This window comes from Nocardia sp. NPDC050799 (assembly GCF_040654015.1).
Lineage (GTDB): Bacteria > Actinomycetota > Actinomycetes > Mycobacteriales > Mycobacteriaceae > Nocardia.
Window position 1 is genome coordinate 21,153 of record NZ_JBFAHF010000009.1, and the last position, 22,410, is coordinate 43,562.

Below are 22,410 nucleotides of genomic sequence, written 5' to 3' on the forward strand. Positions count from 1 at the left end.
CACGGTACACAAAGTTTCCAAAACGGAAAGATTTCCATGTCGGAAACTTTTTAGCTGTCGAAGGCGTCCAGCAGTTTCTGCGCGGCCAGCGCCGCGGTCAGTGTCCCGTCCCGGACCTCGCGCTCCACTTCGCCGCGCAGCGCCTTCACCTCCGGGTTGTCGGCCAACCGGCGGAGCAACTGGTCGTGCACCATGGTCCAGGTCCAGTCGACCTGCTGCCGGCGGCGCTTCTCGGCGAACTCACCCGCGTCGGTGAGCACCCGGCGGTGTTCCAGCACGGTCTGCCAGAACTTCTCCAGGCCGACCCCTTCCAGACCGCTCATGGTGAGCACCGGCGGCCGCCACAGCGCGTCGTGCGGATGGATCAGCCGCAGCGCCCCGGACAGTTCCCGGGCCGCCGATTTCGCCTCGATCTCGTGCTTACCGTCGGCCTTGTTCACCGCGACCAGATCGGCCAGTTCCAGGACACCCTTCTTGATGCCCTGCAACTGATCGCCGGTACGCGCCAGGGTGAGGAAGCAGAAGACATCGACCATGTTCGCCACGGTCACCTCGGATTGCCCCACCCCGACGGTTTCGACCAGAATGACGTCGTACCCGGCCGCCTCGAGCAGCACGATCGTCTCGCGGGTCGCCTTCGCCACCCCGCCGAGGGTGCCCGCTGTCGGGGACGGCCGGATGAAGGCGTTGCCCTCCACCGACAGCCGCGCCATCCGGGTCTTGTCACCGAGGATCGAACCGCCGGTCCGGGTGGACGACGGATCCACCGCCAGCACGGCGACCCGGTGCCCCTGCCCGATCAGCTGCATACCGAGGGAGTCGATGAAGGTCGACTTCCCCACCCCGGGCACCCCAGTGATCCCCACCCGGTTCGACAGTGCCGCACCGGTTTCCGGGGTCAACCGGAGCAGCAGCTGCTGCGCCTGGTCCCGATGGTCGGCCCGGGTGGACTCCACCAGGGTGATCGCCCGCGCGAGGGCGGCCCGCTCACCGGAGCGGACCGCCTGCGCGAGTGCTTCCACGTCGACGACACGTGTGCTCATCCCTGGTTTTCGACCCCGGATCCACTGTCGCCGGAACCGAGTTCGTGCCCGAGCGCGGCACCGAGCTTGCGCAGCAGATCGATCGCCGCGTCGGCGATCACGGTGCCCGGCGGGAAGATCGCCGCCGCACCCGCCTCGTACAGCTCGTCGAAGTCACCGGGCGGGATGACCCCACCGACGATGACCATGATGTCGGGCCGGCCGACATCGGCCAGTGCCTGCCGCAGAGCGGGCACCAGCGTGAGGTGACCGGCGGCCAGCGAGGACACACCGACGACGTGCACGTCGTTGTCCGCCGCCTGGCGGGCCACCTCTTCGGGGGTCTGGAACAGCGGGCCCACATCGACGTCGAATCCGAGATCGGCAAAGGCCGTGGCGATCACCTTCTGGCCGCGGTCGTGCCCGTCCTGGCCCATCTTCGCGACCAGGATGCGCGGACGCCGCCCTTCGGCCTCGGCGAACTCGTCCACCAGATCCCCGGCGGTGGTGATGTTGGTGACCTTGCCGGCTTCGTCGCGATACACCCCGGACAGGGTACGGATCTCGGCCTGATGCCGGCCGTAGACCTTTTCCAGCGCGTCGGAGATCTCGCCGACGGTGGCCTTCGCGCGCGCGGCGTCGATGGCCAGGGCCAGCAGGTTGTTCGCCATCCCGCCCGCCGACGAGGCGGCGGCTCGGCCGAGTTCGCTCAGCGCCCGGTCCACCGCGTCCTGATCACGGTCGGCCCGCAACTGCCGTAGCTTCTCGATCTGCTCGGCGCGCACCCGGGAGTTCTCGACCTTGAGGACCTCGACCTCGTGATCCTCGGCGACCTGGTATTTGTTGACGCCGATCACCGGCTGCTGACCGGTATCGATCCGCGCCTGGGTCCGGGCCGCGGCCTCCTCGATGCGCAGCTTGGGGATGCCCTCGCCGATGGCCTGGGCCATCCCGCCGTGCGCTTCGACCTCGGCGATATGCGCCCGGGCCCGTTCGGCGAGCTGATGGGTGAGCCATTCGACGTAGTAGGAGCCGCCCCACGGGTCGATCGGCCGTGTGGTGTTGGACTCCTGCTGGATCAGCAGCTGGGTGTTGCGCGCGATCCGGGCCGAGAAATCGGTCGGCAGCGCGAGCGCCTCGTCGAGCGCGTTGGTGTGCAACGACTGGGTGTGCCCCTGGGTCGCGGCCATGGCCTCGATACAGGTGCGGGCCACATTGTTGTAGGCGTCCTGCGCGGTCAGCGACCAGCCGGAAGTCTGCGAATGGGTCCGCAGCGATAGCGATTTCGGGTTCTTCGGATCGAACTTCGCGACCAGTTCGCTCCACAGCAACCGGCCCGCCCGGAGTTTGGCGACCTCCATGAAGAAGTTCATCCCGATGGCCCAGAAGAACGACAGCCGCGGCGCGAACTTGTCGATCTCCATGCCCGCATCGATGCCGGCCCGCAGGTATTCCACGCCGTCGGCGAGGGTGTAGGCGAGTTCGAGATCGGCGGTCGCCCCGGCTTCCTGGATGTGGTAGCCGGAAATCGAGATGGAGTTGAACTTCGGCATCTTCGCGCTGGTGTAGGCGAAGATATCGGAGATGATCCGCATCGAGGGCTTCGGCGGATAGATGTAGGTGTTGCGGACCATGAACTCTTTCAGAATATCGTTCTGAATGGTTCCGGCCAGCTGTTCCGGCGCCACGCCCTGCTCTTCGGCGGCGACCACGTACAGCGCCAGGATCGGCAGCACCGCGCCGTTCATGGTCATCGATACGCTGACCTGATCCAGCGGGATGTGGTCGAACAGCTGGCGCATGTCCAGGATGGAGTCGATGGCCACCCCGGCCATACCGACATCACCCTGTACCCGGGGATGGTCGGAATCGTATCCGCGGTGGGTGGCCAGGTCGAACGCCACCGACAGGCCCTTCTGTCCCGCCTGCAGGTTACGACGGTAGAAGGCATTGGAATCCGCGGCCGTGGAGAAACCCGCGTACTGGCGGATCGTCCACGGCTGGTTCACGTACATCGTCGGGTACGGCCCACGCACGAAGGGCGCGACACCGGGCACGCTGTCGAGCGGGAACCCGGCCTCGGCGACGGCATCACGATCGGCCTTGGTGAACACCGGCGGGACATCGATCCCCTCCGGAGTCGACCACACCAGCTGCTCGGGAGCGTAGTTGTTCGCCGCGGCCGCCTCCTGCACGAAGGAGTCGCGGGCGCTCTGGTCGGCCTTGCCGGGCGTGAAACCCGGCTCGGTGAGCGGTACGTCGGCGAAACTACCGACCTCCTGCTCGATTCGCTGTGTCGTCATCAGGCTCCCACCTTCTCCAGCAGGGCGGTCAGGGCGGCGACCGCGTCGATCCGGGCCGCCAGGAACCCGTCCGGACGCCGGGCCTCCTCGATACCGGCCACGACCTTCTCCGGACCGGCCAGCAGCACAGTCCCGACTCCGGCGCCACGCAGTTGTTCCACCGCACCGGCCGCATCGGTGCCGTAGCGCGCGTCGGTACCGCAGAGCACCGCGATCGAGGCACCGGATTCCTTTGCTGCCGCGGCGATATCGCTCTCGGCGAGCGGCCCCGGGTTGATGGATTCGATACCGCCGGACGCCAGCAGGTTGGCGATGAAGGTGACCCGCACATTGTGCTCGGCCACCGTGCCCAACGGCACCAGCAACGCCTGCGGGCGGCGGCCGTGCGCCGCGAGGTAGGCATCCGAGCGATCCCGCAGCGCGTCGAAGGCGGCACCGTAGCGCTGACCGGGGCCGGCCGTACGAGCAGCCTCCGACAGCGGCGCCTCGGCGAGGTTCGGGAATTCGTTCACCCCGGTCACGGCGGTGCGGCGATGAGCGATATCGCTTTCCCGGCGGGTGTGCGTCTCGGCGATCCGGGTGGCCACCAGACCCGAGTCCAGCGCGGCCCGGTAACCGCCGGCGGCTTCGAGCTCCTGCATGAACGCCCAGGCGGCGGTGGCGAGTTCGTCGGTGTAGCTCTCGACGTACCAGGAACCCGCGCCGGGATCCTGGACGTGCCCGAGATGGGATTCCTCGAGCAGCAGTAGCTGGGTGTTGCGAGCCATCCGTTCGGAGAACGATGCCGAGACCCCGAGCTCACCGGCGGGCAGCGCGGAATCGAACGGCTGCACGGTGACGGTATCGGCGCCGCCCACCCCGGCGCCGAAGGCGGCGAGGGTGGTACGCAACAGGTTCACCCAGGGGTCGCGCCGGCTCATCATGGCCGCCGAGGTCACCGCGTGCTGCGGGGCCGCGCCCTCCGACGGCGCGCCCAGCGCGTGGGCGACCCGCGCCCACAGGCGCCGCGCGGCCCGGAACTTGGCGATGGTGGCGAACTGGTCGTCGGTGGCGGCGAACCGGAACTCCAGCCGACGCAGCGCTTCGGGGACCGGCATCTCCCCGGACAGCACCCGCAGGTATTCGAGCCCGGCGGCGACGGCCGCACCCAGTTCCTGGGCGTCGGAGGCGCCGGCATCGTGGAAGACGGTGCCGTCCACGCTGATCGCCCGGACGGTTTCGGGCCGCTGCCCGGCGGCGACGGCCAGGGCCGCGGTCTCGGCGAGGCCGATATCCTCGGTTCCGGCGAACGCGCTGGTGAGGGGTGCCGCACCGAGAGAGATCCGGATGGCGGTGCGATCGGGCGTCGAGTACCGGTCGAGCACCTCGTAGACCGCCGCGGCCGCGGCCGCGGTCGCGGTCCCGGCACGCAGGGCCAGCGGCGCCAGTTCGAAGAGCAGACCGTCGAGCGCGGCGGCGATATCGGCCACCGGCAGACCGTGCGCACCGACCCCGAGTTCCACGGCGCTCAGGCCGTTCTCCAGTCCGCCGGTGATCTCCCGATTGGCGGACGCGGCATCGGCGGCGCCGATCCGGGCACTGACGAACCAGCCGCGGTGGACATCGCGGGTGGCGTCGCCGCCGCGGACGAACGGATAGGCGCCGGGCAGCGGCAGCTCGGGCAGTTCGTCTCGACGTGTGTACAGCGGCGCGATACTCAGCCCGTCGTAGGTGGACTGGTTCAGTAGCTTTTCGGGTTCCGCACCGAGTTCGGCCGCGTCGACCTTGCGGGTTTTGGCCAGCACTCCCGCCACACCCTTGCGCCAGGCGGGATATTCGGGCACCGCGGACGAGGACGGATCAGCTCCGGCCGCGGGCTCTGCAGCAATCGGCATACCCTGTTCCCTCATTGTCGTTCCAGTACAAGCGCACCACTGGGTGCGCGGGTACCTTGGCATCCGCCCAGCTCAGCGAATACGTTGGTTAACGAGCATTCAGCCCGCTCCTCCGATGCTAGCGGGATGCCCGTACGGCATCGTCCGTGGCCACCACTACCAGCGAGTAACCTCGCTGCCGCGATCCCCGCCGCGCCTGTTCACCGGCGCCCCGGAGCCGTGACCCTCGCGGAAGCGTCCTGCGGCGGGCGCGCGGTGCGGTAGCGGCGTTCCGATCTCGGCCGGTACGACGGCGGCGCCGCGGACCGCGAAACCGACCTCGCGGACACGGGTTCACCTTCCACATCCGCCGTGGACGATCCGGCGGCCGTCCGAGGGGCGGGCAGCTCCACACCGCTCGGCGGGCGTCCGGCGGCCGACCGGTAACCTCGGCCGGTGTCCCGAATGCTCCGCGACCGGCGGCTGGTCCCGCTGCTGTGCTGCGCCGCCCTCATCTGCGCGGCGGCACTGCTGACCCCCCTGCCGAGCCCCGGGCAGATCCAGCAGTGGGCCGGGGAAGCCGGTCCCTACTTCCCGGTGCTGTTCTTCGTGGCGCACACCCTGATCACCATCGCCCCCGTCCCGCGCACCGTGTTCACGGTGGCCTCGGGCCTCCTGTTCGGTCCCGTGGTCGGGCTCGCGGTGGCCGTGGGCGCCACCGTGCTCAGTGCCGCCGCCGCATTCCTTCTGGCCCGCGCCTACGGACGCGACCGGGTGGGCGTGTACCTGGACCATCCCACCGTGCGGATCGTGGACGAGCGCCTGCACCGGCGGGGCTGGCTCGCCGTGGGCGCGCTCCGATTGATCGCCTTCGCACCGTTCTCGGTGGTCAACTATTGCTGCGCCCTGTCCTCGATCCGGTTCTGGCCGTACCTGGGCGCGACTGTCATCGGGATCCTGCCCGGCACCGCCGCCACCGTCATCCTGGCCGACGCGCTGACCGGAGGCACCCATCCGGTGATGGTGGCGGTCTCGATCGCCTGTATCGCCGCCGGCCTGCTGGGTCTGGCGATCGATCAGCGGTGGAAACCGGCGGTGGCGGATCCGGTCGGCGTCCTCGATTGACCGGTCCGGGAGCGCGACACCACGCCATGATCGTCGTGGCGCTGTCCGGGCGCTACAGGACCGGCGTGGAAATCGTCTCCTCCCGCACCTCCAGCGGCCAGCGCTCGAAATCCGGCGGTTCGGCCCCACCGCGGATCGTCGCGGCGTGGCCGGTGTAGTAGGTCACATGGGCCGCGCGGGGATTGCGCCGGCCGGCCTCGGCCAGCCAGCTGTGCGCGTAGCGCTGCACCTCGGCGACGTCGTGCGCCGGTTCGCCGTCCAGGACCAGATCGCCGTGCTCGGGCGCGACGATCACCGCGGCACCGAGGTGCTGCAGACAGCGTCCGATACCGCTGTTGTCGGCCAGCTCTCGATAGATGGTCAGGGCGTGCTGCCAGCAGCGCAGGGCGCCACGCGGTTCACCGCGGGCCCAGGCGACCGCACCCGCGATCTCGTGTACCCGGGCCCAGCCGTCGGCGTTCTCGTCATCGCGTGCGCGCAGCGCCGCCAGCTCCAGCCGGTCTCGGGCGGCGTCGAGGCGGCCCTGATGGATATGCGCCACGGCGAGGTCGGTCAGCACCCGCACCTGGTTCGCCAGGTCTTCGCGCGGCAGTCGCCACCAGGCCGCCCGCAACCGATCGACGGCGGCGGCCAGCGCATCGGGGGTCTCCGCCGATTCGAGTAGCGTCAGACCGGCGGTGTGTTCGGCACGGGCGCCGATCCCGGTGGCCCGGCGCCACCACGGGCGCCACCGCCACGGCGGTGCTCCGGCCGGCTGAGCGCGCAGCGCGAGCGCCCGGTGGTGGCCACCCAGTACCTCCGGCCCCAGCCTCACCACAGCCGCTGCCAACGATCGTGTTCTACTGTCGGGGGCCGGACGGACGGCATACCAGGTATCGAGAGCGTCACAGATACGGACCAACTGGGCCGCCGTGGCCGAGGGGATCGCCGCGACGCGATCACTATCACCGAGGCAACATCGACGCACAAGCGTGCGCAGGCGCGGGTCCTCCACCGCGAACCAGCGGCGGGCCGGTGGTCCGAACGGCACCGTGGTGACCCCGATGGCCCAGCCGGCGGCCCGGTCGGCGCTGTGGCGCAGGAGCGCGAAAAGGGCTGCCTGAAAGATCGCCCCGGCGAGCACGGTCGCCCGGTCTGGTTCCGCCGGATAGCGGGCGAGCCGATAGCGCTGGGTTTCGTGACAGACCAGCACCCCGTCCGAGATCAGTTGCGCCAGCAGGTCCGTGGCGGTCCATCGCTCGCCCGGTGCGATCGGCTGCGCCCCCGCCGAGGGGCTCCCCGCCTCCGGGTGGAGCGCCAACTCCATTCCGATCGCGGTCAGAATCGCGTGCACAGTGGCGGCGTCGTATTCGGCGACCGGCAGTGCGCGCAGCGCGGCCGCGACCGGGTGGTCGCCGAGGGTCGGGTCGGGCCCGACGCCGTATTCGCCCTCGGACTCGTCGATGCGTTCGTTGTTCTCGTCGTCGTTCTCGGAGGATGACAGCAGGTGGTCCGAGGCCCACGGACCGGTGAGCGGCGGTCCGTCCAAGCCCGCGAGTAGATCGCGGCGGCGCCGCAACCGGCGTCGGTCCCGCCGTTCGGCGGTCAGCCGGTATCCGGTGTAGAGCAGGGCCAGGACGACGAGCAGCACCGCCAGCCAGCGCAGCCCGGAAGCCACCAGCTGCACCTCGGCGCTCTCACCGAACGAGTCCATGACCAGGTTGCGACCCAGTTCCAGCAGCAGGGCCGAGGCCAGCACCGACAGACCGCTCAGTACCCCCGAGACGACCGAGGTCCGCGGTAACGGTTCTCTCATCGCAGCACCCCGCCGGTCAGTCCGGGCACGATCCACCGCCGCCACGTCGCCAGCACCAGTGCTACCGGCAGCAGTCCCGCGATCAGCGAACCGGCCGCCAGCTGGGCGGCGTTCTCACCGAACTGCCGAGCCTCCCCCCACAGCAGCAGCGACCAGGGTGAGGCACCGGCACCACTGATCAGCAGGCCGACGATGAAATCGTTCCAGACCTGGACGAATTCGAGTACGGCCACCGCGCCCAGAGCCGGGCCCGCCGAATCGAACAGCCGGCGGCTGATGGTGCCCGGGGCCGCCAGCCCGTGCAACGCGTCCGCGGCCGGGCTGCCGGGCGGTGCCGCGACCGCGCCGCGCAGGATCAGCACCGCGATCGGCACCCCGGCCGCGGCGTGCACGAGCACGAGCGGCACCCGGGTCCCGGAGAGTCCGTGGTCGTCGATGAAGATGTCCAGCGGACCCAGATACGCCTGGACCGGCAACACCGCCAGTACCACCAGCACGGTGACGATCGTGCGGGTCACCCATCCGGCGGGAGCCACCGCGAGACGGTACGCCAGCGGCGCGGCGGCGGCCACCACGATGATCGTCGCGAGCAGGGCCACCCAGAAGGTCGCCTCGACCGAATGCAGCAGCCACCGGTCCCGCCACACATCGGTGAACGCGGCCGCCGACCAGCCGTCCGGCCCGCGGAACGCCACCACCGCGAGCACCACCAGCGGTATCACCGCGGCCACCGACACCGCGCCGATCAGCACACCCCGGGCCCAATCGGCGACAGTTCTGACGGTGGGCGCGGCGGGGATCTCGTCGGCGGGATGTGCGGCGGGCGGAAAACCGGCGCGCCGGTCCCGGAGGTCGGTCTGCAGCGCCCAGGCCGCCACCCCGAGCAATGCGGCCAGCGGGAGAGCGTAAGCGGCGGCCTCGCCCGCGGTGGCGGGGTCGGTGGCCAGCCGCCACCACGACACGGTGGCACTGTCCACCTGGTACTGGACCGAGCCCGGTACACCGATGAGCACCACATCGAACACGCGCGCCGCGGCGACCCCCACCACGAGTCCGGCCACCAGAACTATCGACCGCTGCAGGGCGAACAGCCGCCATACCAGTGGGAGCCCGCTCTTCTCCCGGAGCCTGGTCCATCGCACGGGGTCACGCTCCAGGGCCCGGATACCCGCCCGGAACACCCCGACCAGGAACCCGAACCAGGTCCACAGAAAAGCCGAGCCCAGCATCACCACGAACCAGGTGCGATATCCCGGGAAACCGTCGAAACCCAGCCGCGCGCCGGTGTACTGGAAGATCAGGCGGAACGCGACCCCGGACACGATCGCCGAGATACCGAACGGCACGATGAGCGGCAGCCACAGCCCTCGGCCGCGCCGGGTCCACCAGGCCAGTAGCATCGCCGTGACCAGCAGCGCGGCCGCGAACGCCATCCAGTAAAGGCTGCGCGCGTACGATTCGTCCGACAAGTACAGCACAACGAGCGATACCGCACCCACCAGCGCCGGAACCGCCCATAGGCGCCGATTTTCGCCGCGGCGGGCCGCCTGCACCGCGGCAACGAACACGGCGGCCGCCACCACGCTGACCACCACCGGCCACAGCCGTGTGCGCACGGCCAGCACAACGGTTCCGGTAGCCGGTACCAGCAGCAGTGCCAAGAGGAGCGCGGCCGGTAGGCAGGCGACCAGGGTGATACCGCGTTGCGGCGGCCGCCCGGGCTGCAGTGGGCCGTGCATCGGCCCGAGCGGCAATTCCAGTCGCAGGTTATGTGCTTCGAAGCCCGGTGCCGCGGTCATCGCCAACCTCTTTCGAAACGCCCCAGGGTCGCGACGGCGGTCTCGGCGGCGGCGCCGACATCACCGCCGATGTCACCGACGGTGATCAGGAATTCGGTGAGCACCCGCCACAATCCGTCGCGACCGCCGACCACGCCGAGACGGTCGGACAGATCGAAATCCGGCCAGTCGGCCAGTGCCGCGGCGGTGGGCGCCGACCAGCGTGAATATCGGGCCCGGGTGTGCAGGTTGGGCCCGAGGAATCCGCCGACCTGTTCGATCCACGGCACCGGCGCCCCATCGGCCGCCAGCGCGGCCACCACCGCGTCCGCGCGTGGATCCGCCGACCGCGTCAGCACCATCACATCGCCGCCCATGATCCGCGGCTTCTCTCCGCCCGGCAGCACACTCGGGAACGGCACCACCGTGGCCGCTTCTTCGGTCCGGCCCGACCGCCGCAGCGCATCACGCACCACCGGCTCGGCGAAGTCCGGCGCCGCCACCGCCAGCGCCCGCCGGTGTGCGAAAACATCGCGCACGGCATCGGCGAACTGTTCGGTCAGCGCGGTGCCCACCCCGCCCGGTAACCCGTTCCGGATACCCCACAGCCCGCCCAGCCGAAGAAAGGTCTGGTGCACGGCCGCCGCATCCCAGGTCCGTACTCCGGCGCCCAGCTCGCGATACACCGCCGGCGATTCGGCCAGCAGCAGGTTCTCGAAGAGATCGGTGAGCACCCAGCCGTCGGCGGCGCCCAGGGCGAGCAGCCGCCGGGACATGCCGGCGGTTTCGCGCACCCCCGCGAGCCAGTCGTCGACCGTCCAGCCGGCCGGATCGCCCAGCCCGGACGCCGCGAAGGCGTCCCGGTCGTACCAGATCAGCGATTTACCGCTCGCCTTGAACGGCACCCCGTAGAGCCGGTCCCGATGGTGGCACAACTGCCGCCACTGCTCGGCGTAACGCGGCCCGTCCGGGCCGGACCACAGCTCCGCCGGCACCTCCCGCAGCCGTCCGGCGGTGACCAGATCCCGGAGCTGCCCGGCCTGCGGCAGCATGACGATATCCGGTGCCGACCGGCCGCGCGCGGTGAGCGCGGTGCCGATTTCGTCGCCCAGCGGCACCACCTCGACCGGCGCCGGCAGGGCGGCGGCGTCGAGCACCGACCGGAAGGCCGTCAATTCCAGCCCGCTCCAGGCGACCGCGATCCGTACCACCGCACGGTCGCCGAGCAGCACATCCGGTGAGCAGGCCACCAGCAGCGGCGCGAGCGCGGCCGTCCGGAGCACGGCACGACGTGTTCTCACGATCCCCCGATGCGCTTGTCCGGCAGTGGGTTCCGATTATGACCCAGCTGCCGGTCCGGCGCGTGCTGTTCGGCGAACCTACGGGATGGTCACCGGAGCGATCGGCCCCGGCGACGCGGTTACCGGTCCGGCTGCTGCTGCTGCGGTGGTACGCCGGGTTGCTGCGCCGCGATTCCGGGTTGCTGTGCGTGCTGCGGCGGCAGAGCCGCCGGGACGGCGGGCTGACCCGGCTTGGTGGTCGTCACCGGTGCGGCGGTATCGACCGGGGTCCGCGCGACCGACTCCGCGGCGCGGACCGCCCGCTCCACCGCCGGATCGGTGCTGGTATCGAACCAATCGGCCACCTCGTCGGAATCGTCGTCGGGTTTCCCGGGGACCTCCGCGTCGGCGGGCGGCTCGTACCGGAACACGCCGTCCTCGCCCTGCGTCGCGAAGTTCTTCGCGAAACCTTCCAGCGCCTTGCCGAAATCGCTGGGAACAAGCCAGACCTTGTTCGCGTCGCCGCGCGCCACCATGGGTAGGGTCTGCATGTACTGGTACGCCAGCAGTTCGGGTGTCGGTTTACCGGACTTGATCGCCGCGAAGACCTTCTCGATAGCTTTGGCCTGGCCCTGGGCCTGCAGGTACGAGGCGGCCCGTTCGCCCTGGGCGCGCAGGATCCGGCTCTGCCGCTCACCCTCGGCCGACAGGATCGCCGACTGCTTCGCGCCCTCGGCCGACAGGATCTGTGCCTGTTTGGCGCCCTCGGCGGTCTTGATCTGCGATTCCCGGGTGCCCTCGGCGGTGAGGATCATGGCCCGCTTCTCCCGGTCCGCCTTCATCTGCTTCTCCATCGATTCCTGGATCGACGGCGGCGGATCGATGGATTTGAGCTCGACCCGCGCCACCCGCAGGCCCCAGCGTCCGGTGGCTTCGTCGAGCACCCCGCGCAGCTGGTTGTTGATCTGATCGCGGGAGGTCAGCGTCTCCTCCAGCGTCATCCCGCCGACCACATTGCGCAGGGTGGTGACGGTGAGCTGTTCGACGGCGGCGATGTAGTTGGAGATCTCGTAGACCGCGGCCTGCGGCTGGGTGACCTGGAAATACACCACCGAGTCGATCTGCAGGGTCAGGTTGTCCTGGGTGATCACCGGTTGCGGCGGGAAGGACACCACCCGTTCGCGCAGATCGACCTTGGCGCGGATCCGGTCCACGAACGGGATCAGAAAGGTCAACTGCCCGGAGACCGTCCGGGAGTACCGGCCGAGCCGTTCGATCACCGCCGCCTCGGCCTGGGGTACCAGCGCAATCGATTTGAACACGACCACCGCCACCAGCAGTACCAGTGCCAGGACGATTATCAGTGCAGCCATTACGGCCCTTTCCAGACGACGGCGGTCGCGCCGTCGATCTTCATCACATACACGGTCGCGCCCTCCGGGTATTGCTCCCCCGGGTCCAGAGAACGCGCGGTCCACACCTCGCCGCCCAGTTTCACCAGACCGGCGTGCTCACCCACCGGTTCCAGCACCAGCGCGGTCTTACCCGGCAGTGCGTCGGCATTGGTCAGCGTCGGCGGCGGAGTGCCGAAGCGCCGCAACAGAACCGGCCGGACACCCAGCAGCAGCACCACCGCCGACACGGCGAACACCACCGCGTCGACCACCGGCGCGGTGTCGCCGAGGAAACTCACGCCCGCGGTGAGCAGTGCGGCGGAACCGAGCATCAGCAGAGTCAGTTCGCCGACGAACATCTCCGCGGCCGCCAGCAATATGCCGGCGACCAACCAGACAAGTGCGGCCACACCGCCCACCTTAGTGCGATATCCGCTGTCCCGGGGCCGGACCGACGACACCCCGGCACCGGAGACCGCCACGGCGGCGGCGCGTGCGCTACGTTCGGGCCGGTGAGCGATCGATACGGTGACATCTTCTCCGGCCACCCGCGCACCGCCCGGCGCACCGTCCCGCGGGTGGACGCCGACCCCGATCTGGTGGTCGAGGACGCGGCCAGCGGGTTCTGCGGCGCAGTGGTCGGATTCGACCGCGGCTACGACGGTGATTTCGTGAAGCTGGAGGACGCCCGCGGCACGGTACGCCTGTTCGCGTTACGGGAAGCCGCGTTCCTGATCGACGGGAAGCCGGTCACGCTGGTCCGGCCGAAGGCGCCCGCGCCGAGCCGGCCCGGCCGCTCCGCGTCGGGTTCCACCCGGGTCGAGGGGTTGCGGGCGAAAGTCGCCGCGCCCAGCCGGATCTGGGTCGAGGGCGTACACGACGCGGCGCTGGTGGAACGGGTCTGGGGACACGACCTGCGGATCGAGGGCGTGGTGGTCGAACATCTGGAGGGGCTGGACAACCTCGGCGCCAGGCTCACCGATTTCGGACCCGGCCCGGGGAGACGAGTCGGCGTACTGGTCGACCATCTGGTCACCGGATCCAAGGAGACCCAGCTCACCACCGGGCTCGGCGAGCACGTGCTGGTTACCGGGCACCCGTACGTGGACGTCTGGCAGGCGGTGAAACCGGCGGTGCTGGGCATCCCGGAGTGGCCGCGAGTGCCGCGCGACGAGGACTGGAAAACCGGCGTGTGCCGGCGGCTCGGCTGGGGCACACCGCAGGAGGGCTGGCGCCGGGTGTATTCGGCGGTGAATTCGTTCCGCGATCTGGAGGCTCCGCTGCTGGGCGCGGTGGAACGGCTGATCGACTTCGTGACCGAACCGGGTGAATCATTCTAACCCCCGGAAACGGCCTGTGCAGAGGCTGCCCGCCGGTTGCCGACACCCTTTATGCTCGATGATTATGTGCTCTCCCAGTGCCACCCTCACACTGTGGGCCGGATCGTGGCTCGCGGGTCGCAGCGCGCCCGACGACGTCCTCGAGGCGCTGCACGCCTGGGCGCCGCGGCATACGCTCGCGGCCGGGGACCCGGTCACCGGCGGGCGCACCGACCTGCCGTGGTCCGCGCACGGGAACCCGAACGGCACCGGAGTCATGCCGCTGCTCAAGCTGATTCGCGAGGAGCTGGCCGTCCCCGGCGCGGAACTACGGCTGGTGCTGCCGGTGCCCGGCGATGTCCGCGGCCTGCCGACCGGGACCGCTTTCGCCGCCGACGCCGTGGAAGCCGGGGAGGGTCTCTTGCTGGGGGTCCCGGGCGCCGAGGGCACCGGGCTCATCCCCTACCCGGTGGACGAGAACACCCTGCAATGGACCGTCTACAGCGTGCCGATGCCGCGCGCCGGCGGACCCGATATGTCGCTCGGCGAGGCCGAATACGCGATGCGCGAAGCCGTCCGGGATGCGGCGGACGCGCTGATGCGCCTGCACACCACCGGCCTCGGCGCCGGTGACGCCGACCCGCGTGAACTCATCGAGGCCGAACTCGCCGACTATTCACGGCACACCTATCCCGAATGCGTACCGTTGCGCGCCAAGCGGATCCTGGATTCGGCCGACCATGTGGCGGCGATCCTGACCGTGGCCCAGCGCGAGCCGGCCTCCGCACCGACCTCGGCCAGCGCCGCCACCGCGCACGAGACCCTGCTGCGGCCGCTGTGGGACGCCCTCCGCGCGGCCCGCCTCGTCGCGGTGCACACCGCCGCGCCGCAATCGCGCTGATTCGGACCGGGGTGCCCGCCGTGCCCCGCACGCACCGGCGAGCTCCCGTCACGCGGTCACCGCCGGGCCGGTATTTCGAGGCGCCTGCTCGCACGGCATGCCGGACGGACTACCGGGCGAACCGAGGGTCAGCGGGAGGCGATGATCGCCGAGCCGTGGCCGAAGAGGCCCTGATTCACCGCGATACCCGCGCGCGCGTTCTCGACCTGACGGTCGTCGGCCTGCCCGCGCAGTTGCCAGGTGAGCTCGCAGACCTGGGCGATTGCCTGGGCGGGGATCGCCTCGCCGAAGCACGCCAGCCCGCCGCTCGGGTTCACCGGCACCCGTCCCCCCAGTGTCGTGGCGCCGCTGCGCAGCAGTTCCTCGGCGCCGCCCGGCTCGCAGAGCCCGATCTCCTCGTACCAGTCCAGCTCCAGCGCGGTGGAGAGGTCGTAGACCTCCGCGAAGGACAGGTCGGTGGGTCCGAGACCGGCTTCCTCGTACGCGGCGTGTGCGAGGGCGGACCGGAACGTGTGCCGCGGGGGTTCCACGGCCACGGCCGAGTCCGTGGCGAAATCCGGCAGGTCGAGGACGGTTTTCGGGAAGGTCGGCGTGACCGTCGACAATGCCCGGATCCGCACCGGATCGCTGATCCCGTGCCGGCGGGCGTACTCCACCGACGTCAGGACCAGGGCCGCGCCGCCGTCACTGGTCGCGCAGATGTCGAGCAGGCGCAATGGGTCGGAGACGATGGCCGAGGCCGCGACCTCCGCCGCCGAGACCTCTTTGCGATAGCGGGCGTACGGATTGTTCAGTCCGTGCTTGGCGTTCTTCACCTTCACCGCGGCGAAGTCGTCGAGGGTGGCGCCGTGCAGCGCCATCCGGCGGCGGGCGTAGAGCGCGAAATAGATCGGGTTGGTGGCGCCGAGCAGGTGGAAGCGCAACCAGTCCGGATCGTCACGGCGTTCGCCGCCGACCGGCTGGAAGAAACCCTTGGGGGCGGCGTCCGCACCCACCACCAGCGCCACATCGGTCAGCCCGGCCAGGATCTGGGCGCGGGCGTTGGCGATGGCCTGCGCACCGGAGGCACAGGCGGCGTAGCTGCTCGAGATCCGTGCGCCCGACCAGCCCAGCGCCTGGGCGAATGTCGCCCCGGACACGAAACCGGGGTAGCCGTTGCGGATCGTATCCGCGCCGGCGATGTAGCCGACGTCGCGGTGGTCGACACCGGCGTCCGCCAGGGCCGCGCGGGCCGCGACCAGCCCGTATTCGACGAAATTGCGGCCCCATTTGCCCCACTGGTGCATACCGGCACCGAGGACGGCGATATCGCGATCATTCCTGTCGATCATCGACCGGCCTCCACATCCATACCGTGTGATCGGCTTCCTCGTCCGTGTACAGCACCCCGAGGGTGAGCTCCACCGGCATTCCGACGGCCAGGTCGTCCACCGTGAGGCCGCGCACGACCTGCCCGAGAACCACCATCTGCTCGACCTCGAGCTCCACCGCCGCGACGACGTAGGGCTCGAACGGATCGGATGAGACATACGGCGGGGGCGGCTTGTACCGGGCATCCGCGTAGGACCAGATCCGGCCCCGCGTGGAGAGAAGGTATTCGGATAGTTCCGAGCCGTCCTTCGGACTTGCGCACTGCGGATTGCGGCAGGCCAGTGTGTTTCGTGGGAAATACGGTGTGCCGCACACATCGCAGCGACTTCCCACCAGACGTGGCGTGCCGTCGTCCGCGGTGAACCAGTCCGGTACCGCCGGGCGTTGTTCCTTCTGCACAATCCGACACTATAGGAACACGTTCTATTTTTGAACAGGAACACGTTCCATTTCTGGGCGGAAATCGCCTCCGCCGCGGTATCGCCGGCGGTACCGTGAACCACGATGGGTATCAGAGCCGTCGACCCGCAGTCGATCCGAAATGTCACGATCGTCGGAGAGCCCGCCGAGACGACGCAGGTGGTCCGGCGCCTGCTCCGCGATCATGCGGGGACCCCCGCGGCCACCGTGGTCCATCGGGTACCCGGCCGCGGCGAACACACGATCCGCGTCGCCGAGCTGTCGAGCCACGCGCCCATCGCGAATCTGGAACGAGCCATCCGGGTGGCCGACGGCGCGGTCGTGGTCCTGAACGCCGCGGCGGAGGGCGCCGCCCGATTCGAGACGATCCTGCGGGTGGCCGACGACCATCAGGTGGCGAGGCTGTGCCTGGTGACCGGACTCGATCATCCCACCGCCGACTTCGACCGTTGCGTCCGCGCGATCGCCGACACACGAGGCGCACGGCCGCTGACGCTGCACCTCCCGCTCGGCGCCGGGCCCGGGTTCGACGGTGTCATCGATCTGGTCCCGATGTGGGCGCTCGAACCGATGGCCGCCGAGTTCTACGGCAGCCGTTGGCAACTCGCCGAGCAGTGGTACCGCAACCTGGTGGCCGCGGTGACGGATCAGGACGACGAGGATTCGGACACCGGTGGTGGACCGCGAAAGATCCCGCCCGCACAGTTGCACGACCACATCCGCTCCGTCACGCGTATCGGTGAGGCCATCCCGGTGCTGTGCGACGCGGCGCGGCACGGTGGCGATATCGCCGCCCTCCTGGACGCCATCGTCCGCTATCTGCCGTCACCCCTGCTCGTCTGCCAACCGGAGCACGCCCTCGACTACTGACGGATGCCGCCGAAACGCACGCCCTGGCACTCGACGGCGCCGGTGGGCTCACCGACCCGCAGGGCGGCGCGATGGCGCGCAGCAGTCGACCGCGCAGGGCGCGCCGTCGGTGGTGCACCCGTAGCCCGGCACCGTGCCCAGCCGGCGCGGTGTGACGTCGCAAACGTGTTCGCCGATCAACTCGACCACCATCTCGGCAAACCGTGGATCGGTCCCGGGTGTGGCCGCTCGCGCGAAGGACAGACCGAGTTCGCCGGCTTTCTCGGCGGCCTCGTTGTCCAGATCCCAGATCACCTCGAGATGGTCGGAAACGAAACCGACCGGACAGACGATCACGGACTCGAAACCCTTGTCCGCCAGCGTTTCCAGATGATCGACGATATCCGGCTCCAGCCACGGGATATGCGGCGGACCCGAACGCGATTGCCAGATCACATCGTAATCGTCGAAACCCGTTGCGGCGGCGCACAACCGAGCCGCCTCGGCGACCTGGCGACTGTAGAGACGCCCACCGTCGACCGGCGGCCCGGCCGCCGCATCGGCACCTACCGGCACCGAATGCGCGGTGAAGACCAGCCGGGCGACCGCCCGATGCGGCGCGGGCAGAGTGTCCCGCGCGGCGCGTACGGCGTCGGCGAAGGCGGCCACCAGGAGCGGATGATCGAAGTACTGGCGCAGTTTCACCAGCTCCGGGGCGTCCGGGCCTACCGCGGCGCGGGCCCGGGCGATGTCCTCGTCGTACTGCCGGCAACCGGAGTAACCGCCCCACGCGGAGGTGGGGAACACCAGGGCCGACCGGACTCCGTCCGCGGTCATCCGCGCCAGCGTGTCCTCCACCATCGGATGCCAGTTGCGGTTACCGAAGTACACCGGTAGCCGCGAGCCGGTGGCGGTCAGCTCCCGTTCCACCGCGGCGATGATGTCGCGGTTGAGGGCGTTGATCGGCGACACCCCACCGAAGTGCAGATAGTGTTTCGCGACCTCGGCGAGCCGTTCCGGGGGGACACCGCGGCCGCGGGTCACGTTCTCCAGGAACGGCAGCACTTCGTCGGGTCCTTCCGGACCTCCGAAGGACAGCAGCAGCAGTGCGTCGGCCGCGCGGGCCACAGTGTCTCCTCTCCGGCCGGTCGTCAGTCCTGCGGCATGTTCTCGGGGAACCAGGTGTTGTGGCTGGCGCCGCCGTCGACGTAGATGATCGATCCGGTCGTCGCGGGCAGCCAGTCCGACAGCAGCGCGACGATGGACTTGCCGACCACCTCGGCACCGCCGTCCCAGCCGATCGGCGAGGCGCCGTCCCAGTAGGTGTCGAGCTGCTTCAGTTGCTTCGCGTCATCGGTGGCGGTCCCGGCGATCGCCTTGGCGGCCAGCGTCTTGACCGGGCCGGCCGCGATGAGGTTGGAGCGGATCTTCTTCGCGTAGCCGACCTCACGCGCCACATACCGGTTCACCGATTCCAGCGCGGCCTTGGCCACACCCATCCAGTTGTAGAACGGCATGGCGGTGCGGGGGTCGAAATCCATCCCGACGATCGAGCCGCGCTCGTTCATCACCGGCAGCACCGCGCGGGCCAGCGCCGCATAGCTCCAGGCCGAGATCTCGAACGATTTCGCCGCGTCCGCGCTCGGGCCGTCCAGGAACGGCAGGGCGTCGGGACCCATCAGGGTCTTGGGGGCGAAAGCGATCGAGTGCAGGACCCCGTCGATCCCCTCGGGCGCGAGGCGGCGGATCTCATCGGGCAGTTTGCGCAGGTCCTCGTCATTGGTGACGTCGAGACCGATGGCCGGCGGCACCTCCTCCGGCAGCCGCTTGGCGATCCGGTCGATCAGCCGCAACCGCTCGGTGAGGCCGGTGATGATCACCTTGGCCCCCTCCTTCTGCGCGATGGCCGCCGCGTGGAACGCGATGGAGGCATCGGTGATGATGCCGGTGACGAGGATCGTCTTGCCTTCGAGCAATCCGCCCATGAGTTGTCGCTTCTCCTGAATGTGGTGTCGTATTCCGCCGCGCCCGGTCGAGGTGCCGACCCGGTACCCGGGATCGGCGCGGCTTTCGATCTGTTCTGAAGGAATGCGGGGCGTCAGTGCCCCATACCCATACCGCCGTCCACCGGGATCACCGCGCCCGAGACGTAGGCGGAGTCCTCGGAGGCGAGGAAGCTGACCACCGCCGCGACGTCCTCGGCGGCACCGAGGCGCTGGAGCGGAATGAACTTCTTCGCCATATCCCGCATGTCCTCGGGGAGGTCTTTCGTCATATCGGTCTCGATGAACCCGGGCGCGACGACGTTGGCGGTGATCGACCGGGAGCCGAGCTCGCGGGTGATGGAACGGGCCAGGCCGACGACACCGGCCTTCGAGGCGGCGTAGTTGATCTGCCCGGCCTGACCGGAGAACCCGACGACCGAGCCGAGGAAGATCATCCGGCCCCAGCGCGCCCGCAGCATCGCGCGGTTGGCGCGCTTGGCGCACCGGAAGGCACCGGCCAGGTTGGCGTCGACCACCTTGGTGAACTGCTCTTCGCTCATCCGCATGAGCAGCGTGTCATCGGTGATCCCGGCATTGGCGACCAGCACCTCCACCGGCCCCTGTGCGGCCTCCACCTCGGCGAACGCCCGGTCCACCGAATCACTGTCGGTGACATCGCATTTCACCCCGAGCAGGCCCTCGGGGGCGCCCGAACCGCGATGGGTGACGGCCACCTTGTGACCGTCTGCGTGCAGACGCTGCGCCACCGCGAGCCCAATTCCGCGGTTACCGCCGGTCACCAGGACCGAGCGTGCTGTGAAGTTCGACATGGGGACAAACCTACCTGGCTGCCTCGGTGATGCTCTCATGGGACGTCCACCGAGATTTCCCCCTGGAACTTGTGCAGGTCGTACAACGCGGACACAGCACTGCGGGCCGGATTTCACCCGGCCCGCAGTGCGATATCGACCTATCCCCGCCGGCGTCGGCGACGACGCACCGGCCGGACGGATCTCCGCGGGATCCGCACGGGGCCAGCACTTCTCACCGATCTGTCAGGGCAGCCGCTGGCGCAGCAGCAGCGCCGCCACCACGCCGGCCACCGTGGTCAGCAGACCGAGCAGCCACCACGGACGGCTGGCATCGCCCCGGGTGACCTCGTAGCCGATCTGCTCCTCCAGGGTGTCGTAGACACTGGACAGTTCCTGCAGGCTGGAGGCGGTATAGAACTCACCGCCGGACAATCGTGCGATCTCCTGCATCGCCTCGTCGTCCACCGGCACATCGACCTGGTCCGTGCCGCCGTCCTCACGCGGGATCTCGACCACACCCCATTTGGTGCCGAACGAGATCGTCGAAACCGGGATCTTCTTGGTCTTCGCGAGCCGCGCGGCGACGAACTCGTGCCGCGGATTGTCCACATCCTCGAAATCGGGCACGGTCTGTTTACCGTCGGACATCAGCACGATACGGGCCGGCGGTGGCGTCTCGGAGCCACCCAGGACCGAGGCCAGGGTCTCGATGGACTGCAGGGCGGTGAAGATTCCCTCACCGGTGGCGGTCCGCTCGGCGAGTTTGATGTTGTCGATGGCGGCCTTCACCGAACCCCGGTCCGTGGTCGGCGAGACGAGCACCGACGCGGTGCCGGCGTAGGTCACCAGTCCCAGGTTGATCCCCGGGGTGAGACCGTCGGCGAAGTTCTTGGCCGCCTCCTGCGCGACCTGCAGCCGGTTCGGCGAGACATCGGTGGCCTCCATGGACAGCGAAACGTCCATGACCAGCACCACGGTCGCCCGGTTGCGGGGCACCTTCTTCTCGGCGGTCGGTCCGGCCGCGCCGATCGTGGCGAACACCATGCCGATGATCACGAACACAATCGGCAGGTGGCGCCAGAAACTGGGCCGGTTGGGAGCGACTTTCTCGAGCTGCTCCATATTGCTGAACCGCAGCATCCGGCGATGCTTGCTGCGCTGCACCAGCAGATAGCCGAGTGCGAGCAGGAGAACGACAGCAAGAAATCCGAGCCAGATCGGTGCGGCGAAATTCGAAATACTCACTGGCGTGGCACCCGCGGGGTCGAGGCGCCGAGGCTGTGGCGCCGGGTGGAGACGAACCGGACCACATCGGCGATCCAGTCCCGGTCGGTCTGCAGGGTGAGCACCGGGGCGCCGCAACTGCGCAGGGTCTGCTCGACCTCGTCCCGGTGCCGCTGGGCCGCGGCCGCGTAATCGGCGCGCAGTTGCGGGGTGACGGTGAACTCACGGGTCCGTCCGGTCTCCGGATCGTGCAGCACCACGTCACCCATATCCGGTAGCTCGGTATCGCGCGGATCGAGGACCTCGACCGCCAGCAGATCGTGGCGCGCGGAGATGGCCCGCAGCGATCGCTGCCAGTCGATATCCCCGAGGAAATCACTGATCACGACCGCCAGACCGCGTTTACGCTGCGGCCGGCGCAACGATTCGATGGCGCCGCGCAGATCACCACGCACTCCGTCGCGCGGATGCGGGGTGGTGGCGATACTGCGCAGCAGCGACTGCGCGTGGACCCGGCCGCTGCGGGCGGGGATCCGCTGCATCTGCTCACCGGTCGCGACCACGGCGCCGACCCGGTTTCCGCCGCCCATCGTCAGATGGGTCACCGCGGCCGCGGCGGCCACCGCCAAATCGCGTTTCTGGCAGGCGCCGGTGCCGAAATCCAGGCTGGCGGACAGATCCACCACCATCCAGGTCTCCAGCTCCCGGTCCGCGATCATCTGCCGGACGTGCGGGTGGGTGGTCCGCGCCGTCACCGACCAGTCCATCTGCCGGACGTCGTCACCGGGCTGATAGGCCCGCGCCTCCCCCGGTTCCGAACCGGGACCGGGGATGAGGCCGAGGTGATCACCGTGCAGCACGCCGTCCAAGCGGCGGCGCACGGTGAGCTCCAGGGTTTTCAGGGCGGCCGTCAGATGCGGATCGGTCAGCTCGCCCGAACGGAACGACGGCGGAGCATGGGGGTCGGGCACGGTATCTC

The 22,410-nt window shown here is 69.6% G+C and carries 19 protein-coding genes; 4 read left to right on the forward strand and 15 right to left on the reverse strand.

Annotated elements, in window-relative coordinates:
• Window positions 1–50 precede the first annotated feature (50 nt).
• From meaB to AB0H42_RS11515, 3 genes are read right to left on the reverse strand one after another with little or no spacing between them, the layout of a single operon-like run.
• Window positions 51–1,043 (reverse strand): methylmalonyl Co-A mutase-associated GTPase MeaB, encoded by a 993-nt coding sequence (gene meaB / locus AB0H42_RS11505; protein ID WP_357053462.1) that lies wholly within the window; start codon window positions 1,041–1,043, stop codon window positions 51–53.
• Window positions 1,040–3,325, reverse strand: coding sequence for a methylmalonyl-CoA mutase (gene scpA / locus AB0H42_RS11510; protein ID WP_357053465.1), 2,286 nt, complete (start codon window positions 3,323–3,325; stop codon window positions 1,040–1,042). The genes meaB and scpA overlap by 4 nt, the downstream gene beginning before the upstream one ends.
• Window positions 3,325–5,199, reverse strand: a complete 1,875-nt coding sequence (locus AB0H42_RS11515) for a methylmalonyl-CoA mutase family protein (protein WP_357053468.1) — start codon at window positions 5,197–5,199, stop codon at window positions 3,325–3,327. Before AB0H42_RS11515 ends, scpA begins: the two co-directional genes overlap by 1 nt.
• A 444-nt stretch (window positions 5,200–5,643) precedes the next feature.
• Between AB0H42_RS11515 and AB0H42_RS11520 the strand changes: the two genes are divergently transcribed.
• Window positions 5,644–6,303 (forward strand): TVP38/TMEM64 family protein, encoded by a 660-nt coding sequence (locus tag AB0H42_RS11520; protein WP_357053931.1) that lies wholly within the window; start codon window positions 5,644–5,646, stop codon window positions 6,301–6,303.
• Between the two features lie 52 nt (window positions 6,304–6,355).
• On the opposite strand, the gene AB0H42_RS11525 is transcribed toward AB0H42_RS11520, so the two are convergent.
• The 5 genes from AB0H42_RS11525 to AB0H42_RS11545 all read right to left on the reverse strand — a co-directional run bounded on the left by AB0H42_RS11525 (window position 6,356) and on the right by AB0H42_RS11545 (window position 12,960).
• Window positions 6,356–8,098, reverse strand: a complete 1,743-nt coding sequence (locus tag AB0H42_RS11525) for a hypothetical protein (RefSeq protein WP_357053471.1) — start codon at window positions 8,096–8,098, stop codon at window positions 6,356–6,358.
• On the reverse strand, window positions 8,095–9,897 hold the full coding sequence (locus AB0H42_RS11530; RefSeq protein ID WP_357053474.1) for a hypothetical protein: 1,803 nt from the start codon (window positions 9,895–9,897) through the stop codon (window positions 8,095–8,097). Before AB0H42_RS11530 ends, AB0H42_RS11525 begins: the two co-directional genes overlap by 4 nt.
• Window positions 9,894–11,177, reverse strand: a complete 1,284-nt coding sequence (locus AB0H42_RS11535) for an extracellular solute-binding protein (RefSeq protein WP_357053477.1) — start codon at window positions 11,175–11,177, stop codon at window positions 9,894–9,896. Before AB0H42_RS11535 ends, AB0H42_RS11530 begins: the two co-directional genes overlap by 4 nt.
• A 119-nt stretch (window positions 11,178–11,296) precedes the next feature.
• Complete coding sequence (locus tag AB0H42_RS11540; protein WP_357053480.1) at window positions 11,297–12,529, reverse strand: SPFH domain-containing protein; 1,233 nt, start codon at window positions 12,527–12,529, stop codon at window positions 11,297–11,299.
• The gene (locus tag AB0H42_RS11545; protein WP_030520494.1) at window positions 12,529–12,960 is read right to left on the reverse strand and encodes an NfeD family protein; all 432 of its coding nucleotides are present in this window, start codon (window positions 12,958–12,960) and stop codon (window positions 12,529–12,531) included. Before AB0H42_RS11545 ends, AB0H42_RS11540 begins: the two co-directional genes overlap by 1 nt.
• Window positions 12,961–13,062: 102 nt before the next feature.
• On the opposite strand from AB0H42_RS11545, the gene AB0H42_RS11550 reads away from it, so the two are divergent.
• Both AB0H42_RS11550 and AB0H42_RS11555 read left to right on the forward strand, forming a co-directional pair.
• On the forward strand, window positions 13,063–13,890 hold the full coding sequence (locus tag AB0H42_RS11550; RefSeq protein ID WP_357053483.1) for a DUF3097 domain-containing protein: 828 nt from the start codon (window positions 13,063–13,065) through the stop codon (window positions 13,888–13,890).
• A 64-nt stretch (window positions 13,891–13,954) separates the two neighbouring features.
• Complete coding sequence (locus tag AB0H42_RS11555) at window positions 13,955–14,770, forward strand: hypothetical protein (RefSeq protein ID WP_357053486.1); 816 nt, start codon at window positions 13,955–13,957, stop codon at window positions 14,768–14,770.
• 128 nt (window positions 14,771–14,898) lie between these two features.
• On the opposite strand, the gene AB0H42_RS11560 is transcribed toward AB0H42_RS11555, so the two are convergent.
• On the reverse strand, window positions 14,899–16,101 hold the full coding sequence (locus AB0H42_RS11560; RefSeq protein ID WP_357053489.1) for a lipid-transfer protein: 1,203 nt from the start codon (window positions 16,099–16,101) through the stop codon (window positions 14,899–14,901).
• Window positions 16,085–16,540, reverse strand: a complete 456-nt coding sequence (locus AB0H42_RS11565; protein ID WP_357053492.1) for an OB-fold domain-containing protein — start codon at window positions 16,538–16,540, stop codon at window positions 16,085–16,087. Before AB0H42_RS11565 ends, AB0H42_RS11560 begins: the two co-directional genes overlap by 17 nt.
• A 105-nt stretch (window positions 16,541–16,645) precedes the next feature.
• On the opposite strand from AB0H42_RS11565, the gene AB0H42_RS11570 reads away from it, so the two are divergent.
• On the forward strand, window positions 16,646–17,431 hold the full coding sequence (locus AB0H42_RS11570) for a GTP-binding protein (RefSeq protein ID WP_357053495.1): 786 nt from the start codon (window positions 16,646–16,648) through the stop codon (window positions 17,429–17,431).
• Window positions 17,432–17,479: 48 nt separating this feature from the next.
• On the opposite strand, the gene AB0H42_RS11575 is transcribed toward AB0H42_RS11570, so the two are convergent.
• The 5 genes from AB0H42_RS11575 to AB0H42_RS11595 form a co-directional block, all read right to left on the reverse strand.
• Window positions 17,480–18,538, reverse strand: a complete 1,059-nt coding sequence (locus AB0H42_RS11575) for a ferrochelatase (protein ID WP_357053498.1) — start codon at window positions 18,536–18,538, stop codon at window positions 17,480–17,482.
• Window positions 18,539–18,561: 23 nt separating this feature from the next.
• Window positions 18,562–19,395 (reverse strand): NADH-dependent enoyl-ACP reductase InhA, encoded by an 834-nt coding sequence (gene inhA, locus AB0H42_RS11580; protein ID WP_030520501.1) that lies wholly within the window; start codon window positions 19,393–19,395, stop codon window positions 18,562–18,564.
• Window positions 19,396–19,508: 113 nt separating this feature from the next.
• Window positions 19,509–20,225: a 3-oxoacyl-ACP reductase FabG1 gene (gene fabG1 / locus AB0H42_RS11585; protein WP_357053501.1), complete on the reverse strand. Its 717-nt coding sequence runs from the start codon at window positions 20,223–20,225 to the stop codon at window positions 19,509–19,511.
• A 225-nt stretch (window positions 20,226–20,450) separates the two neighbouring features.
• The gene (locus AB0H42_RS11590) at window positions 20,451–21,452 is read right to left on the reverse strand and encodes a VWA domain-containing protein (RefSeq protein WP_357053504.1); all 1,002 of its coding nucleotides are present in this window, start codon (window positions 21,450–21,452) and stop codon (window positions 20,451–20,453) included.
• Window positions 21,449–22,402, reverse strand: coding sequence for a DUF58 domain-containing protein (locus AB0H42_RS11595; RefSeq protein ID WP_030520504.1), 954 nt, complete (start codon window positions 22,400–22,402; stop codon window positions 21,449–21,451). Before AB0H42_RS11595 ends, AB0H42_RS11590 begins: the two co-directional genes overlap by 4 nt.
• Window positions 22,403–22,410: the final 8 nt, after the last annotated feature.